17 protein-coding genes and 1 pseudogene are annotated in these 14,618 nt (G+C 69.0%); 14 read left to right on the plus strand and 4 right to left on the minus strand.

Annotation, left to right across the window (positions count from 1 at the left end):
- Positions 1-8 precede the first annotated feature (8 nt).
- From ASG70_RS05425 to ASG70_RS05440, 4 genes are all read left to right on the plus strand, one after another.
- Positions 9-863 carry a PfkB family carbohydrate kinase gene (locus ASG70_RS05425; protein WP_056882840.1) on the plus strand — a complete coding sequence of 285 codons (855 nt, stop codon included), beginning with the start codon at positions 9-11 and terminating at the stop codon, positions 861-863.
- Positions 860-2,212 carry an ABC transporter substrate-binding protein gene (locus ASG70_RS05430; protein WP_056882841.1) on the plus strand — a complete coding sequence of 451 codons (1,353 nt, stop codon included), beginning with the start codon at positions 860-862 and terminating at the stop codon, positions 2,210-2,212. The genes ASG70_RS05425 and ASG70_RS05430 overlap by 4 nt, the downstream gene beginning before the upstream one ends.
- Before the next feature lie 127 nt (positions 2,213-2,339).
- Positions 2,340-3,227: a carbohydrate ABC transporter permease gene (locus ASG70_RS05435; RefSeq protein WP_056882842.1), complete on the plus strand. Its 888-nt coding sequence runs from the start codon at positions 2,340-2,342 to the stop codon at positions 3,225-3,227.
- A gap of 29 nt (positions 3,228-3,256) precedes the next feature.
- The gene (locus ASG70_RS05440; protein ID WP_235531356.1) at positions 3,257-4,141 is read left to right on the plus strand and encodes a carbohydrate ABC transporter permease; all 885 of its coding nucleotides are present in this window, start codon (positions 3,257-3,259) and stop codon (positions 4,139-4,141) included.
- 207 nt (positions 4,142-4,348) lie between these two features.
- Here ASG70_RS05440 and ASG70_RS05445 read toward each other — a convergent pair whose 3' ends face one another.
- Positions 4,349-4,651 carry a hypothetical protein gene (locus ASG70_RS05445; RefSeq protein ID WP_056882843.1) on the minus strand — a complete coding sequence of 101 codons (303 nt, stop codon included), beginning with the start codon at positions 4,649-4,651 and terminating at the stop codon, positions 4,349-4,351.
- A 219-nt stretch (positions 4,652-4,870) separates the two neighbouring features.
- On the opposite strand from ASG70_RS05445, the gene ASG70_RS05450 reads away from it, so the two are divergent.
- From ASG70_RS05450 to ASG70_RS05460, 3 genes are all read left to right on the plus strand, one after another.
- The gene (locus tag ASG70_RS05450) at positions 4,871-5,533 is read left to right on the plus strand and encodes an HAD family hydrolase (RefSeq protein ID WP_056882844.1); all 663 of its coding nucleotides are present in this window, start codon (positions 4,871-4,873) and stop codon (positions 5,531-5,533) included.
- Positions 5,534-5,667: 134 nt separating this feature from the next.
- Complete coding sequence (locus ASG70_RS05455) at positions 5,668-5,868, plus strand: hypothetical protein (protein ID WP_056882845.1); 201 nt, start codon at positions 5,668-5,670, stop codon at positions 5,866-5,868.
- 283 nt (positions 5,869-6,151) lie between these two features.
- Positions 6,152-6,481 (plus strand): VOC family protein, encoded by a 330-nt coding sequence (locus ASG70_RS05460; RefSeq protein WP_056882846.1) that lies wholly within the window; start codon positions 6,152-6,154, stop codon positions 6,479-6,481.
- Between the two features lie 6 nt (positions 6,482-6,487).
- On the opposite strand, the gene ASG70_RS05465 is transcribed toward ASG70_RS05460, so the two are convergent.
- Positions 6,488-7,003: a nitroreductase family protein gene (locus ASG70_RS05465; RefSeq protein ID WP_056882847.1), complete on the minus strand. Its 516-nt coding sequence runs from the start codon at positions 7,001-7,003 to the stop codon at positions 6,488-6,490.
- Positions 7,004-7,104: 101 nt separating this feature from the next.
- Between ASG70_RS05465 and ASG70_RS05470 the strand changes: the two genes are divergently transcribed.
- The 3 genes from ASG70_RS05470 to ASG70_RS05480 all read left to right on the plus strand — a co-directional run bounded on the left by ASG70_RS05470 (position 7,105) and on the right by ASG70_RS05480 (position 9,657).
- Complete coding sequence (locus tag ASG70_RS05470; RefSeq protein WP_056882848.1) at positions 7,105-7,572, plus strand: MarR family winged helix-turn-helix transcriptional regulator; 468 nt, start codon at positions 7,105-7,107, stop codon at positions 7,570-7,572.
- Positions 7,569-9,191, plus strand: coding sequence for a chloride channel protein (locus ASG70_RS05475; RefSeq protein ID WP_200949203.1), 1,623 nt, complete (start codon positions 7,569-7,571; stop codon positions 9,189-9,191). The genes ASG70_RS05470 and ASG70_RS05475 overlap by 4 nt, the downstream gene beginning before the upstream one ends.
- A 67-nt stretch (positions 9,192-9,258) precedes the next feature.
- Positions 9,259-9,657, plus strand: coding sequence for a hypothetical protein (locus tag ASG70_RS05480; RefSeq protein WP_056882849.1), 399 nt, complete (start codon positions 9,259-9,261; stop codon positions 9,655-9,657).
- A gap of 41 nt (positions 9,658-9,698) precedes the next feature.
- Here the strand turns inward: ASG70_RS05480 and ASG70_RS05485 are convergent, their stop codons facing one another.
- Positions 9,699-10,103 carry a hypothetical protein gene (locus ASG70_RS05485; RefSeq protein ID WP_156399833.1) on the minus strand — a complete coding sequence of 135 codons (405 nt, stop codon included), beginning with the start codon at positions 10,101-10,103 and terminating at the stop codon, positions 9,699-9,701.
- A gap of 291 nt (positions 10,104-10,394) precedes the next feature.
- Between ASG70_RS05485 and ASG70_RS05490 the strand changes: the two genes are divergently transcribed.
- The 4 genes and pseudogenes from ASG70_RS05490 to ASG70_RS20310 all read left to right on the plus strand — a co-directional run.
- Entirely contained in the window at positions 10,395-10,880 is a 486-nt protein-coding gene (locus ASG70_RS05490; protein WP_056882851.1) for a hypothetical protein, read from the plus strand.
- An 8-nt stretch (positions 10,881-10,888) separates the two neighbouring features.
- On the plus strand, positions 10,889-11,575 hold the full coding sequence (locus tag ASG70_RS05495) for a DUF4386 domain-containing protein (RefSeq protein WP_235531357.1): 687 nt from the start codon (positions 10,889-10,891) through the stop codon (positions 11,573-11,575).
- A gap of 401 nt (positions 11,576-11,976) precedes the next feature.
- Positions 11,977-13,386, plus strand: a 1,410-nt coding sequence (locus ASG70_RS05500; RefSeq protein WP_235531358.1) for a phosphatidylglycerol lysyltransferase domain-containing protein, incomplete at its 3' end; no start/stop codon positions are given.
- 1 nt (position 13,387) lies between these two features.
- Positions 13,388-14,031: pseudogene (locus ASG70_RS20310) on the plus strand (phosphatidylglycerol lysyltransferase domain-containing protein); the annotation flags it as partial.
- Positions 14,032-14,137: 106 nt separating this feature from the next.
- Here ASG70_RS20310 and ASG70_RS05505 read toward each other — a convergent pair.
- Positions 14,138-14,608, minus strand: coding sequence for a nitroreductase family protein (locus tag ASG70_RS05505; RefSeq protein WP_200949204.1), 471 nt, complete (start codon positions 14,606-14,608; stop codon positions 14,138-14,140).
- Positions 14,609-14,618 lie beyond the last annotated feature (10 nt).

Below are 14,618 nucleotides of genomic sequence, written 5' to 3' on the forward strand. Positions count from 1 at the left end.
ACACGCTGATGAACGTCACCCTGCTCACCGTCGGCGACAACGTCGTCGACAGGTACCTCCAGCTGGGCGTGTTGTACCCGGGAGGGAACGCGGTCAACGTGGCCGTGCACGGGCGCCGCTGCGGTGCCGGCGCGGCATACATCGGCACGGTGGGCACCGATGTCGCGGGTCGAGCCGTCCTCGACGCGCTCGTGGCGGAGGGGGTGGACACCTCGCTGCTCAGGGTGGTCGAGGGGCCCAACGCCTACGCGGACGTCAGGGTCGTGGACGGCAACCGCGTCTTCGAGCACGGCGACCCGGGGGTATCGAGGTTCCGGCTCACGCCGGCGGACTTCGCTGCCGTTGCCGCCGCGACGATCGTGCACACCGGTGAGTGCTCCATGGTCGAGGACCAGCTGGCAGACCTCTCCGCGGCGGCGCCACGGCTCTCCTTCGACTTCTCGGAGCGGCCGGACGACTACATCGACACCTACGCGCCACTGGTGGACATCGCCATCCGCTCACTGCCGTCCGCGACGGTCGAGGAGGCGGAGCGCGAGGCGCGCCGCATCCACGCCCTCGGGCCCGAGCTCGTCGCGGTCACCATGGGCGCCGGGGGCGCAGTCGGCCTCCGGGGCGAGCAGGTGGTGCACGCACCGGCACCGGCCACGGCCGTCGTCGACACCCTGGGTGCCGGTGACGCCTTCATCGGCCGCCTCCTCACCGGTCTCATCGACGACGCGCCACTGGACACCCTCCTCGGCGCCGCCACCGCCTACGCCTCCAGCTCCTGCGCCAGCTTCGGCGCCTTCGGACACGAGACCTCGCTCGAGCAATCCACTGCACCGCTCAATCCCATCCACAAAGGAGTGGACCTGTCATGAAGCACACCACGCGCAGCGCACCCCTCGTCGTACTCGGCGCGGTCACCGCGGTCGCCCTGGCCGCCTGCGGGGCGCCTGGGACAGCCGGTGCCGGCTCGAAGCAGAACAGCCAGAGCCTCTCCTCACCGGCCCAGAAGTCCGGGACCCTCACCATGGTCACCAAGTTCGCCGACCCCAAGTACGCGCCGTACTTCCAGGGCGTGGCCAAGGCCTACGAGCAGGCGAACCCGAAGGTCACCATCAAGCTCGAGCAGGTCGGCGACCAGCCCTACAAGGACAAGATCCGGGTGCTCTCGGCGTCCAAGCAGCTCCCTGACATCTACTTCTCGTGGGCGGGCGACTTCGCCAACAAGTTCGTGCGCGCGGGGCTCGCAGCGGACCTGACCTCCGTCATCGGACCCGACACGGAGTGGGGCAAGACCTTCTCGCCGGCCGCGCTCAAGGCCTTCGAGACCAACGGCAAGAACTTCGGCGTGCCGATCGACCTCGACGCGAAGTACCTCGCCTACAACAAGACCGCCTTCGCCAAGGCGGGGGTCAACGGCGTCCCGTCGACGCTCGAGGACCTGCTCGGGGCTTGCGACAAGCTCAAGGCCGCGGGCTACACCCCGATCGCTCTTGGCAACCAGTACGGGTGGCCGGCGATCCACTACATGACCCAGCTCAACGCCTACAACGTCCCGCCGGCAACCCTGGCCAAGGACTACAACCCGGCGACGGGTGAGTTCACCGACCCGGGGTACACCAAGGCTGTCGACCAGTTCAAGGACATCATCACGCGCTGCTCGAGCAAGGACGACAACGGTGTCTCGCACGAGGCCGGGCAGGCGAACTTCATCAACGGCAAGGCCGCCATGCACTACCTCGAGTCCGTGGAGTTCCAGGTGCTGACCGCCAAGGGCGGCGCACCCAAGGCGCTCGCGGACAACTGGGACTTCATGCGGCTGCCCGCGCCACAAGGCGCTGCCGGTGACACGGGGGCCCTGACCGGCGCCCCGGACGGGTTCATGGTCAACGCCCAGAGCAAGAACGCGGCGCTGGCCGTCGACTTCCTCAAGTTCATGACCGATCAGCAGAACGCAGCAAAGCTCACCGCTGACATCGGCTGGCTCAGCCCCGTCAAGGGGTCGGCGACCGCGTCCAACTCGTTCCCGCAGCTCCAGGCCGCGCTCACCGACATCAGCAAGGCGAGCCAGTTCGCGATCTGGCTCGACACGGTGACCAACGCCGAGGTGGCAAACGCCTACCTGTCCGGCATCGAGGGCGTCATCGACGGCTCGAAGTCGAGCAAGGACGTCATCACCGGCGTCCAGCAGGCCGCCGCCAAGGCCAAGAAGCAGGTCGGCTGACCTGACATCCCGGTGGGGCGGGCGGATCTGGACCTTCGCCCGCCCCGCTGACCGAGGGCCGCCCGGCCCGACGTCGAGACGGTCGGTCAACGTCGACCGCCCACCGCCCACCCGAGGAGGGCAACTCATGAACACCACGTCGATGCGATGGCGGTCCCTGGCCTGGGTCCTGCCAGCAATGGTGCTGCTGCTGGTCTTCGTCTACTACCCCATCGTCGAGAACCTCCGGCTGAGCCTGTTCTCCTGGAACGCGTTCTCGGTGCGCCCGACGTTCGTCGGCCTCGACAACTACCGCACGGCCTTCGGGGACCCGATCTTCTGGCGGGCCCTGCGCAACAACACCGTCTTCGCGATCGTGTCGCTCATCTGCCAGGTCGGCTTCGCGCTGGTCCTCGCGGCGGTGCTCGAGGAGTTCGTGCACCAGCGCCTCCGCGGCATCCTGCGCACGATCTACTTCATCCCGGCGGTCATCTCTATCACCGTCGCCGGCATCCTCTTCTCGTTCCTCTACAACCCCCAGATCGGCCTGGTGAACCGGCTGCTCGGCGCCGTGGGGCTCGAGAGCTGGCAGCACTCGTGGCTCGGCGAGCCAGGCACCGCCATGGGCAGCATCATCGCGATGAGCCAGTGGCAGTCCATCGGTTACACCGCGATCCTGTTCGTCGTCGCCATCCAGCGGATCCCCAGCGAGATGCACGAGGCAGCGAAGGTGGACGGCGCCGGAGCGGTGCGCCGGTTCTTCGCGGTGACCGTGCCGATGGTCCGCGAGATGACGACGCTCATCACAATTCTCACCATCTCGGGCGCCTTCCTGGTGTTCAACGAGGTGATGGTCATGACCGCCGGGGGACCGTCCAACTCCAGCCAGGTGCTCGGCACGTGGCTCTACCGCAACGCCTTCCTGAACGACGACATGGGCTATGCGTCGGCCATCGCCACCGTGATCTTCGTGATCACGCTCGCGGTCGGTGCGCTTCAGATCGTCGTCAGCCGCCGTCGCAGGATCGAGTGGTGATGTCCGTCTCCAGCGCAACGCGCACACCTGTGAGCCCCACGACGGCCACTACGGACCGTCGCACGGCCAGATGGCAGGCCCGTGCCGGTCGTCACGCCGGTCGTGTCGCTCGACGCCTGCTGATCTGGGTCGGCCTCGGGGCACTCGTCCTCGCCGTCCTCTACCCGTTGCTGTGGATGGTCTTCAGCAGTTTCAAGGACAACCAGGAGGTCTTCGCCAGCCCGTGGGGGCTGCCCGGGGAGCTTCGGTGGCACAACTTCGCACTCGCGGGCAACGCCGGGGTCGTGCGGTACTTCGTCAACAGCGTGATCGTGACGTCGGCCTCCATCCTCAGCACCGTCCTTGTCAGCGCCTGGGCGGCCTACGGACTCGTGCGGCTGCGCGTCCCGTTCGAGGGAGCCTTCCTCGGTCTCTTGCTCGGTGGGCTGATGCTGGCGCCGACCGTGGCCCTGATACCGCTCTTCGGTCTGCTCCAGCAGCTGCACATCTACGACAGCTACTGGGCGCTCATCGTGCTCTACACCGCCTTCCGGATCCCCTTCACCACCTTCCTGATCCGGGCCTACATGATCGACATACCGTCGGAGGTCGACGAGGCGGCCAAACTGGACGGCTGCTCGACGACCCAAGCGTTCTGGCAGGTGATCCTGCCGATGTGTCGGCCGATCTTGGTCTCGGCGGCCCTGCTCCAAGCCCTCTTCGCCTGGAACGAGTTCGTGTTCGCGCTGGTCTTCATCAGCTCCGGCGACCTGAAGACGTTGCCGGTTGGACTGATGGACATGCAGAGCCGGCTGCTCACTGACTGGCCGGTCCAATTCGCCGGGCTCACGATGGCTGCGCTCCCCATGATCGTGCTGTTCCTCATCGGCCAGCGCCAGTTCCTCAGGGGGCTCACTGACGGCATCGGCAAGTAGGCGGCCGGTCCGCCGCCCACGAAGTGGGCCGCCGCGCCCGGCCTTGTGATGCAGGTCTTCGACTCGCTGGTGGCCTTCCGCAGCGCCCTGGACGGCACCCCCCTGGCTCATGCCAGCGGCTGACTACGGCCGGCTGCTCCGCTCAGCCCAGTGTCCGCGCGGCCGCGGTCGAGTACCCGCTCGGCAGCGGCCGCGCTTGGTCGGGCGTCAGGCGTGGGCCGGTGACCGGACCTCGTTGACGACCTCGAACACGGTCTCCACGGGCGGCTCGGCGAACCCTCCCGCGATGCCTTCCTGCATGTGTGGCATCAGGATCGAGTCGCGGAAGCTTTCCCAGCTCTCCTTGGACTCGTGCACGGCGACGATGGTCCAGCCGTCCTCGGACGGGCCGGCAGCGTGGAAGACCTGCCCGGCGGGCAGGCTCCCGTCGGCGGGGTGGACCGCCCCGATCGAGGCCTCGTACTGGTCCTTGGTCCCACCCTTGAACTGGTGGACGACGCCATAGCTCATTGTTCTGCCTCGCTTCTCCGGTTGTGCCCGGCCCTGACTGGGGCGGCCCGGGACGGTCTCGGCGGGGCGTCTTCGACGCTACGCGCGGGCCCCGACCCTGTCGATGGACAAACAGGACCATGGCCGGTGCGCGCCGAACGCCCAGCGTCAGTGCACGGCGGGTGCACGGTCGCGCGCCCACGGATGCGTCAGGTCTGGTCGCCGGGGTAGGAAGGGGGCATGGCTGACACGGCGATCTTCGACGTCGACGGGACCCTCGTCGACACCAACTACCAGCATGCGCTCGCGTGGTTCCGGGCACTGCGCCGCTACGACATCACGAAGCCGATGTGGCGCATCCACCGCGGCATCGGGATGGGCGGGGACCTCTTCGTGGCTGCGGTCGCCGGTCGGGAGGTCGAGGAGGCGCACGGGGATGACCTGCGCCAGGCCTGGGGGGAGGAGTTCGACCAGCTCATCGACGAGATCCAGCCGTTCGAGGGAGCGCACGAGCTGCTGGCCGAGGTGAAGGAACGTGGCTTCCGTCTGGTCCTCGCCAGCTCGGGCAAGACGGAGCACGTCGAGAGGTTCCTCGACCTCGTCGACGGCAAGTCGTTGGCCGACGCCTGGACCACCTCCGAGGACGTCGAGCAGAGCAAGCCCGAGCCCGACATCGTGTCGGCGGCGCTTGCGAAGGTGAAGGGTGCCAGCGGCATCATGGTGGGTGACTCGGTCTACGACGCCCAGGCGGCAGCCAAGCTGGGCATCCCCACCCTCGGCGTGCGCACCGGCGGCTTCTCGGTCGGGGAGCTGCAGGAGGCCGGCGTCATGCAGGTCTTCGACTCCCTGGTCGCGTTCCGGAACGCGTTGGACGGCACGCCCCTGGCTCGTCCCAGCCGCTGAGGCATCGGGCGCGCGTCCCCTTTGTGACCTTATGCCGCTTCTGGCCTCGGCTGTTCGGGTGAATCCGGGACACCGGCCAGAACGCGACGGGTCCACCTTCGTTGACAGCGCGGGAGCGACAGGAAGGGCCAGGCATGGGCAGCAGCAGTCAGGTAGGGCGTGGTGGGGAGCTGGACGACACGGCCCTCCACCAGGAGATCGAGCTCCTGGGTGAGCTCATCGAGAAGGTCGCGGACGCCGACCACCCGCTCTGCCAGGCGGAGATCGACGCCGCCCTGCAGGTCACGAACGTGCCGCTGCTGCTGCCCTCAGAGCGGCGGACGCGCCGAGAGTAGTCGTCGCACCTGGTGCCGAACCGCTGTCGCAGGAACCGCTCCTCGCTGCCGTCCCAGCCGGAGGGTGGACTACCGGATGTTCCAGCTGCGCGACCGCGTCGCGGAGTTCGAGCCTCAGCTGCACCGCTTCCTCGCCTCGTCGCGTGGTCGCTTCGAGACGTGGCTGGCTGGATCGTGGATCGGTCAGGATCGGAGAAGCGCCGCTGCCCGCCGGCTCCTAGCGTGGTCGTCATCGACCACGAGACGACCGCGGGGCGGCCGTCCTGACCCGGAGGTGACGACGATGAGCCCGACGATCCGCAGCATGGTGATCCCGGTGTCCGACCTGGAGGCCTGCAAGGCCGTGTACACCGCGTTGCTCGGCGCACCGCACACCGACGAGCCGTACTACGTGGGCTACAACGTCGACGGCTTCGAGGTCGCCCTCAACCCGTCTGGGGGTGATGGCGGACCGGTGGCGTACGCCGACGTCGACGACCTCGACGCGATGCGGGAGACGTTGCTCGCGGCCGGCGCCACCGAGCGGGACGCGCCGCGCCAGGTCGCCCCCGATGCCCGCGTGTGCGTGCTCGCGGACGCCGACGGCAACCCGATCGGGCTCCGCGGCAAGTAGGCGGCCTCACCACCGCCCGTGGTGCACGACCTCGTCGAACGGGCGCCGGTTGAGCCGGTGCAGGACCGCCAACGGCTTGTCCGAGGGGTATCCCACGGAGAGCACGTAGGCGAGGAAGCGACCTTCGGGGAAGCCCAGGACCGCCTTCGCCTGGTCCTGGTCGGCGGCGGCGGCGTGTCCGGTGCCGACGCCGAGGTCCGCCGCGGCGACCGTCATCGCGTAGGTGGCCTGGCCCAGGTCGTACTGGAGCAGCGCCGACTGCCGGTCGTCCTGCGGCTGCGGTGCGACGATCGCGATGGCGGCCGCGGCCCGGGCCACGTGTCCTGCGCCCTGCCAGACCTTGGACAGCTCGACAAGCTGGGCCCGGTCCGTGACGAGGACGAAGTCCCACGGCTGCCAGTTGCCCGCCGACGGTGCTCGTCGGCCGGCCTCGAGGATCCGGTCGAGCGCCTCGGCGGGGACCGGCCGGTCGGTGAACTGCCGAACGTTGCGTCGCGCCCTCAGCGCATCCCAGGTCTCCACCTCACCATCGTGCGCCTGACGCACCCGCGGTGGCCAGCCTCCGGCCGCGTTGGCGTTGGACGGATTTCCGTGGATCGCTTGTCGGGTGCAAGACTTGTCGCATGCAAGGAAAGCGCGCCTTCCCCACCGCGGTCGAGGCCCTGCAGCAGGTCACCCGTGACTTGCTCGGGCTGGCCGTACGCAGTGTCGACGAGGTCGGGGAGGTGTCGCTGCCGCAGATGCGCCTGCTGTTCGCGCTGCGTGACGAGGGCCAGTCCTCCTGCACCGACCTCGCGCACGTGCTCGGGGTGAGCGGTTCGTCGGTCACGCGCCTGGCCGACCGGCTCGTCGCCTCCGGGCACGTCAGCAGGTCCACGGACCCGCAGAGCCGCAGTCGCGTGCTCCTCGCCCTGACCGAGCACGGCACGGAGGTCATCGCGGCGGTGCTTGCCTGGCGCTCACGCGAGCTGACCCGCGCGCTGCGCAGCCTGGACGGCGACGCCCTCGACGCCCTCACCGACAGCCTCAGCGTGCTGCACGACGCCCTCCGGGTCCAGCACCGCGACCTCACCGGGCCGGTGCCGCTGTGACCGCCACCAAGCGGGCGGAGCTCGGTGACTTCAACGTCCACCCGAGGATGCTGCTCATCGCCGCCTGGGCGCTGCCGGTGGGGGCATTCGGGGCGGTCGCCGCATACGCGCTGCTCAAGCTCATCGGACTGACGACGAATGTCGTCTTCTACCAACGGTTCGAGACCTCACTGGTCGCGCCCGGCGCGACGCACCACCCGTGGCTGCTCGTGCTGCTCGCGCCGGTGGTCGGTGGCCTCGTCATCGGCCTCATGGCCCGGTACGGGTCGGAGAAGATCCGCGGCCACGGCATGCCGGAGGCGATCGAGTCGATCCTCATCGGCGGCAGCCGCATCGAGCCGAAGGTCGCTGTCCTCAAACCGATCTCGGCCGCGATCAGCATCGGGTCGGGCGGTCCGTTCGGCGCCGAGGGCCCGATCATCATGACCGGCGGTGCCATCGGCTCGATCCTCGCCCAGCACCTGCGGCTCACCGCCGACGAGCGCAAGACCCTGCTCGTCGCCGGTGCCGCGGCCGGCATGGCCGCCACCTTCAACTCCCCGCTCGCCGCAGTGCTCCTCGCGGTGGAGCTGCTCCTCTTCGAATGGCGCCCGCGCAGCTTCGTGCCGGTGGTCGCCGCTGTCGCCGTCGCCACTGTCGTGCGCGGCCCGCTCATCGGCACCGGCCCGATCTTCCCGGTGCCGCACAGCGACGTGCACATCGCCTGGACCGCGCAGACCCTCAGCGCCGTCGTCGGCCTCAGCGGTGCGCTCGTGGCCCTCGGCGCGACGTGGCTCGTCTACTTCGCCGAGGACCTGTTCCGGCGGCTGCCGTTCCACTGGATGTGGTGGCCGGCCATCGGCGGTCTGGTCATCGGCCTCGGTGGCCTGGTCGAGCCCCGTGCACTCGGCGTCGGCTACGACGTGATCGACCAGCTGCTCACCGGTCGCGCGACGACGGGGCTGATCGTCGGGATCCTCGTCGTCAAGACGCTGATCTGGTCGCTGTCGCTCGGCTCAGGGACCTCGGGAGGCGTCCTCGCGCCGGTCTTCATGATCGGCGGTGCGCTCGGGGCGGCACTGGGGCTCGTGTTCCCGGACGTCTTCCCCGGGTTCTGGGCCATGCTCGGCCTGGCGGCGGTCGTCGGCGGCGTGATGCGATCGCCGCTCACCGGGGTCGTCTTCACCCTCGAGCTCACCCACGCCTGGGGCGCGATGCTGCCGCTGCTCATCGCGTCGTCGACGGCGTTCGCGGTGTCGGTCCTTGTCCTCCAGCGCTCCGTGCTCACCGAGAAGATCGCCCGACGCGGGCTGCACCTCACCCGCGACTACTCCACCGACCCGCTCGAGACCTTCTTCGCCTCGGACGTCATGCACACCTCGCCGAAGGCGATGGACATGGCCCGCGAGCTCGCGACCGACGGCGCCCACTACGTCGTCGTCGAGGGCGACACCCTGCGTCACGTCGCCTACGTGTTCGCCGAGCACGGGCACGCCGGCGCCGCCGTCGTCGATGCGGACGGTGACGTCACCGGGTACATCGACGTGCAGTCGCTCCTCGTGGCGCGCCGGCACGACCTCACCGAGGCGACCGAACGGCAGCAGGTGTTCACCAGGCCGCTCGGTATGAGGCGGAGCTGACCATGGCGGACGGGCTTGCGACAGGCGCCTCGGAGGACTCCGTGCCGACGTGGCAGGCTCTCGCAGCATGAGTCCCGTCAGCTTGGACACGTTGCGCCTCTTCCTGCACGTCCTGGCCGCCACCGTCTGGGTGGGTGGGCAGATCACCCTCGCCGCGCTGGTCCCGGCGCTCCGCGCGGCCGGCACCGACGTGCCGAAGGCGGCAGCCAATGCCTTCAACCGGATCGCGTGGCCCGCGTTCGGGGTCCTGCTCCTGACCGGGGTATGGAACGTGGTCGCCGAGGGCGACAAGGGGCCGGCCTACGAGCACACCCTGATGCTGAAGTACACGCTCGTGATCGCCTCGGGCCTGACCGCGTACCTGCACGCGCGAGCGGCGTCGCGCACGGCGATGGCGGTCTTCGGCGCGCTCACCGGTCTCACCGCGCTGGCCACCTTGTTCGTCGGGATCATGCTCGCAGGGTGACTCACAGGCGCGTCGGAGGCCGCGCGGCGGCCGCTCGGCCGTCAGCGGCGCCGGCGCAGCTCCCTCGTACGGGCCACGGCCTGCACGCCGACCACGGCGGTGAGCGCCAGCAGGACGAACCCGAACGTCATACCCCCTGGGTAACCGGACGACGCGACCTTGTCGGTGAGGTCACCGTCGAACAACCCGGACAGCAGGCTGGCCAGGCAGAACACACCGAGTACGACGGCCGCGACGAAGCCGACCGGCGGCCGTACGTTGCGAGCGGCCAACCACGCCAGGAGCAGCTGGACGGCGGCGACCGGCAGCGGCACGGTGAACTTGGTGTCGAAGCCCCACGCGACGCCCCACGTCGCGACGCCCGAGGTCACGGCGAGGAGGCCGCCGACGAAGTCGCACACGAACAGGACCAGCATCGCCACGAGGAGTCGTCGCCCGGAAGCCATCAGCAGGAACCTCCTTGGCCGCTGCGAGCGGCTGAGCCCCACCCTCAGCGGAGAAGAGCGCTGGACCCGCTCGTCGAGAACGAAGGTACCGTCGCGCGGTTCGACCGAACAGAGCCTGACGTCTGAGCACCGGCGGCGTAGAGGTGTGCTGGACGGGGACCTTGGGCACTGGTCGCGCGAAGGCTTGCGACCGATCGTGGGACTGTGAGGACTGGTCCGGCGTCACCGAATGGGCTCGACCCCCGAGGCCAGAGAGCGGGTACGTCGAGGGCCGGCCGACACGGGTCCGCTGTGCACGACGGTGAGTCGGGCGGCATCCACGGCCAGACGTGGTGGCTGCCGGCCGTCGCTGGTGCGGCCGCGTTCTGGATGGCCAACCTGGCGATCTCGTTGACCCCGGTCGCCGCTGACTACCGGTCTGCCCTGTCCATCGACTACGTCCCGATGCTCGTGGAGGCGGCTGTCGGCGGAGTCGTCATCTCGAGCGCAGTGGCTTTCCTGCTGATGCGGTTCGGGGACCACGTCCCAGGTCGCGGCGAGCTGGCCAAGGCTCTGGTCCTGTCAGCAGGCGCCTTGGCGCTGCTCACGGTGGTCGTGGGCATCCCCCCGGTCCTGGGGTCGGGGATGGCCCAGCGCGGCCACTGGTTCCTGGTGGGTCTGGTGATCAACGCGATTCGCATCGGCGCGCTGGGGGTGGCCGTCGGGTTCTTCACCCGTTCACGAATGATCCGACCCAACCTCGCTCACCAGGAGCCGACGCACAGGACACCATCATGATCGTCACGATGGATCGGTCGAGGCTTGCCCGATGGGCCGGTGGCCTCTACCTCGCCTACGTCCTGGCGAACGTGTTCGCCAGCTTGGTCGGCGACATCGGGCTCAGCGACGCACAGGCCCTGCGGGCGACGATCACCGGGCACGAGGCAATGTTCCGTGTGGGCCTGGTCGCAGCCCTGTGCTCGGGCCTGCTCTTCGTCCTGACGGCATGGGCGCTCTACCTCTTGCTGCGCCCGGTCGACGAGTCCTTGGCCCTGCTCTTCTTCGTCCTCAACGCGGTGGGGGTGGCCGTGCAGTGCGCGAGCTACCTGCCCCTCGTCGCAGCCTTGGAGCAGGGAGACGGAAGCATGGACTTGCGCGGCCTTACCAGCCCGCAGCTCGACGCCCTGGCCGGGCTGTCGGTCAGCACCTATCTGGACGGGTTCGTCACGGCACAGCTGTTCTTCTCGGCGTGGCTGTTCCCCCTGGGGTGGCTGGTCCTCCGGTCGCGTTTCCTGCCGCGGTTCCTCGGCTGGCTCCTACTGCTCGACGGTGTCGCTGTCCTCGTCTGGTTCCTCCAGGTGTTCCTGGCTCCTTCACACCCGGCGATCAGCTACCCGTCCTGGGCGGTCGGGTTCATCGCCGAGGTCGGCCTGGCGATGTGGTTGGTGATCAGGGGCGTACGACCGGAGGAGCCTGATCTGGGCGCTTGGTAGCTGGGCGAGCGGAGCCCACGTCGAGCCGGGGCACCGGACCCCGAGCATCTCCGTCGGCGCCGTCTCTGGGCGCGATCCGCTCGAGCCGGTGGAACACCGTATTTCAGTCATTGCTGCCCTGACCCAGAACGACCGGTTAACAGCGATGGGTGAGGCCTCCAGCCACGCCCTCACGCGATTCCCCCGTACCAGAGGAACTCTCGCGGCGGTGTGACGCGGCGGGGCGGAGGAACACCGCGGAGGGTGCACCCGGCCGGACAGGTTGCCGCGTGATGCACGAAGCGAGTGGCCGGAGCCGCTCACACATAGGTAAGGGCCGCCCAAGTGCCGCAGGCCCGGCTCGCCGCGCAGTCGCACCATTGACGGAGGTGGCGGAATGGCCTTCAGGTCCACCATGGGGGATGCATCGTCTCCAGACGGTACTGCGGCGTGTCCCGCTCACGATCTCACTGGCGGCAGTGGTGGTGGGAGCGTCGATCATCTTGCGGACCCTGTGGGAGCCGTTGGCCGGCCGACCCACGGTTAACGAGATCGCGTACGGACTTCCCTCGCTTGAATCCGGGTCGTGGTGGACGCCGGTGACGGGAGCGCTGGTCGCACTGCAGCCAGCGCACTACCTCGTGATCTTGCCCGGGCTGGTGCTCTTTGCCGGTTTTGCCGAGTGGCGCCTGGGGGTGTCTCGTGCCGCCATCGCCATCGCGGTCACCCACCTGTGGGGGGTGCTCGCCGCGTCGGTCCTTCTCTGGGTCAGCCGCAACCACGGCTACGGCTGGGCGACGGCGTTGTCCCTGCATTGGGATGCGGGTCCCTCCGCGGGATTCCTCGGCGCAGCGGCAGCCGCCTCCGCCACGCTCACCCCGCCATGGCGTGGGCGTCTGCGCGCTGGACTTGCGACATACGCGCTGCTGTTCCTGATCCACATGGGGAGCCTCGCTGACCTCGAGCACCTCCTCGGCGTGGGCGGTGGGCTGTTTCTCGGTCCGCTCCTCGTCGGGCGCGCTCCACGGTTGAGCCGCCGTCCGTTGACACGCCGGGACTTCAGGCTGCTGGCCTGCGCCTTCTTCGTCCTCGCCGCCCTCGAGGGTTTGATCCAGCCGTTCACTACCGCCGACGGCCCGCTCGCCAGCACGCTGTCACAGCAGGCACGGTCGCAGGAGCTGAGGGACACCGAGTTCTGGGGGTCTGTCGTGCAGGCGGCTCTGTGGTTCTGGCTGGCGCGCAGCCTCTACAAGGGACGCCGTCGCGCGTGGCGCTGGGCGACCGGACTGCTTGTCGCGGTCGTCGGAATCCAGCTGGTCGGCCTGATCATGATGCTGGTGGCGAGGGAGCCGGGCCTTCCGGTCGTCCTCTATGAGCTGTGCGGCAACGCCTTGGGACTCACCGTCCTCGTCACGGGCAGGCACGCCTTCCGCAACCCCTCGCCCCGCAAGGCCCGGCGCACCGCGGGCAACCTCCTTGCTCCTTCGGCGGACGACCAACGCTCCGTGGCCACCGCCCTGCTGGAGGAGGAAGGCACTGTGAACCGGTTGGCTTGGATGACCACATGGCCGGAAAACCGGTGGTTCGAGAGTGGGCAGTATGCCGGCTACATCGCCTACCGCGTCCACGCCGGGGTCGCGATCGGGTTGTGTGACCCGGTGGCGGCCCGCGAGTCGGACCGGTCGGGGCTGCTTGGTGCCTTCTCCAACTCCGTGCACGCTGCGGGCCTGGTTCCATGCCTCTTCACAGTCACAGCGGAGGCTGCTCGCCACGCCACCAGCTCCGGCTGGCACTGCCTGCAGGTCGCCGAGGAAGCGGTGATCGACCTGTCCNTCGGGATCACGCTGCGCCTGGGACAGCTGGGTGGCATGCCTCGCGGCATCCAGATGCAGGTGAAGGCGATCTCGTCCGAGTGGGTCGAGGACAAGGGTCTTCCGGAGATGGGTTTCACTCTGGGCGGGGTTGACGAGGCACTGGACCCGCACGTCCGGGTGGGCCTGGCGATCGACGCGGAGTCGACCGTGCACGGTGTCACCTCATGGATGCCGATCCACGAGGTGGGTGGCGGGGACCCTGCTGGCTGGACCCTTGATGTCATGCGTCGCCTGCCGGGCGGCTTCCGCTACTCGATGGAGTTCCTGATCTCCTCGTCGTGCCTGGCCTTCAAGGAGGAGGGCTGTCGAGTCGCCTCCCTGTCCGGCGCGCCACTGGCGAGGAGCAGTGCCGTTGATGGTTCGGCCCTGGACCGCGGCACCCTCGACGCGTTTCTCGACCGCTTGGGAGCCGCGCTCGAGCCCTACTACGGCTTTCGGTCGCTGCACACCTTCAAGGCCAAGTTCCAGCCACACCTCTATCCGCTCTACCTGGTGTTTCCCGACGACACGGCGCTGCCTCGCATCGGACTGGCGCTGAGCCGCGCGTACCTGCCTGAAGCGGGGATCCGGGACTTCGTCGCGCTGGCCCGCTCGAGCCACTGACCGCAGGGCGCAACGTCGGACGTGACCTGGTGGACTGCGGTCTCGTTGGCGGCGTCGACTGGTCACCACCCTCCGCGGTGCACGACCTCGTGGAAGGGGCGTCGGTTCAGCCGCTCGATGACGTCCAACGGCTTGTCCGACGGATAACCGACGGAGAGCAGGTAGGCAAGGAACCGTCCTTCGGGAAAGCCGAGAACGGCCCTGGCTTGGTTCTGGTCGGAGGCCGCCGCGTGGCCCGTGCCGACCCCAGGTCCGCCGCAGCGATGGTCATCGCGTACGTGGCCTGGCCAAGGTCGTACTGCAGCAGAGCCGACTGCCGATCGTCCTGAGGGTCTGGCGCGACGATGGCGATCGCGGCGGTCGCTCCGGCGACATGCTTGGCGCCCTGCCAGACCTTGGCGAGCTCGACCAGTTGTGCCCGGTCCGTGACCACCACGAAGTCCCACGGCTGCCAGTTGCCCGCCGACGCGGCCCGTCGCCCAGCCTCGAGAATTCGGCCGAGCGCCTCGTCGGGCACTGGCTGCTCAGTGAGCTGCCGAACATTTCGTCGCGCCCGCAAGGCGTCCCAAGTCTCCACGCCCTCATCC

Origin of the sequence: Phycicoccus sp. Soil748 (genome assembly GCF_001428025.1) — a bacterium.
Lineage (GTDB): Bacteria > Actinomycetota > Actinomycetes > Actinomycetales > Dermatophilaceae > Pedococcus.

Bases quoted from the DNA above. Each gene is read 5' to 3' on its own strand.
- ASG70_RS05425 (WP_056882840.1), top strand. From the start codon at position 9: ATGAACGTCACCCTGCTCACCGTCGGCGACAACGTCGTCGACAGGTAC.
- ASG70_RS05430 (WP_056882841.1), top strand. From the start codon at position 860: ATGAAGCACACCACGCGCAGCGCACCCCTCGTCGTACTCGGCGCGGTC.
- ASG70_RS05435 (WP_056882842.1), top strand. From the start codon at position 2,340: ATGAACACCACGTCGATGCGATGGCGGTCCCTGGCCTGGGTCCTGCCA.
- ASG70_RS05445 (WP_056882843.1), bottom strand. From the start codon at position 4,651: ATGAGCTATGGCGTCGTCCACCAGTTCAAGGGTGGGACCAAGGACCAG.
- ASG70_RS05450 (WP_056882844.1), top strand. From the start codon at position 4,871: ATGGCTGACACGGCGATCTTCGACGTCGACGGGACCCTCGTCGACACC.
- ASG70_RS05455 (WP_056882845.1), top strand. From the start codon at position 5,668: ATGGGCAGCAGCAGTCAGGTAGGGCGTGGTGGGGAGCTGGACGACACG.
- ASG70_RS05460 (WP_056882846.1), top strand. From the start codon at position 6,152: ATGAGCCCGACGATCCGCAGCATGGTGATCCCGGTGTCCGACCTGGAG.
- ASG70_RS05470 (WP_056882848.1), top strand. From the start codon at position 7,105: ATGCAAGGAAAGCGCGCCTTCCCCACCGCGGTCGAGGCCCTGCAGCAG.
- ASG70_RS05480 (WP_056882849.1), top strand. From the start codon at position 9,259: ATGAGTCCCGTCAGCTTGGACACGTTGCGCCTCTTCCTGCACGTCCTG.
- ASG70_RS05485 (WP_156399833.1), bottom strand. From the start codon at position 10,103: ATGGCTTCCGGGCGACGACTCCTCGTGGCGATGCTGGTCCTGTTCGTG.
- ASG70_RS05495 (WP_235531357.1), top strand. From the start codon at position 10,889: ATGGATCGGTCGAGGCTTGCCCGATGGGCCGGTGGCCTCTACCTCGCC.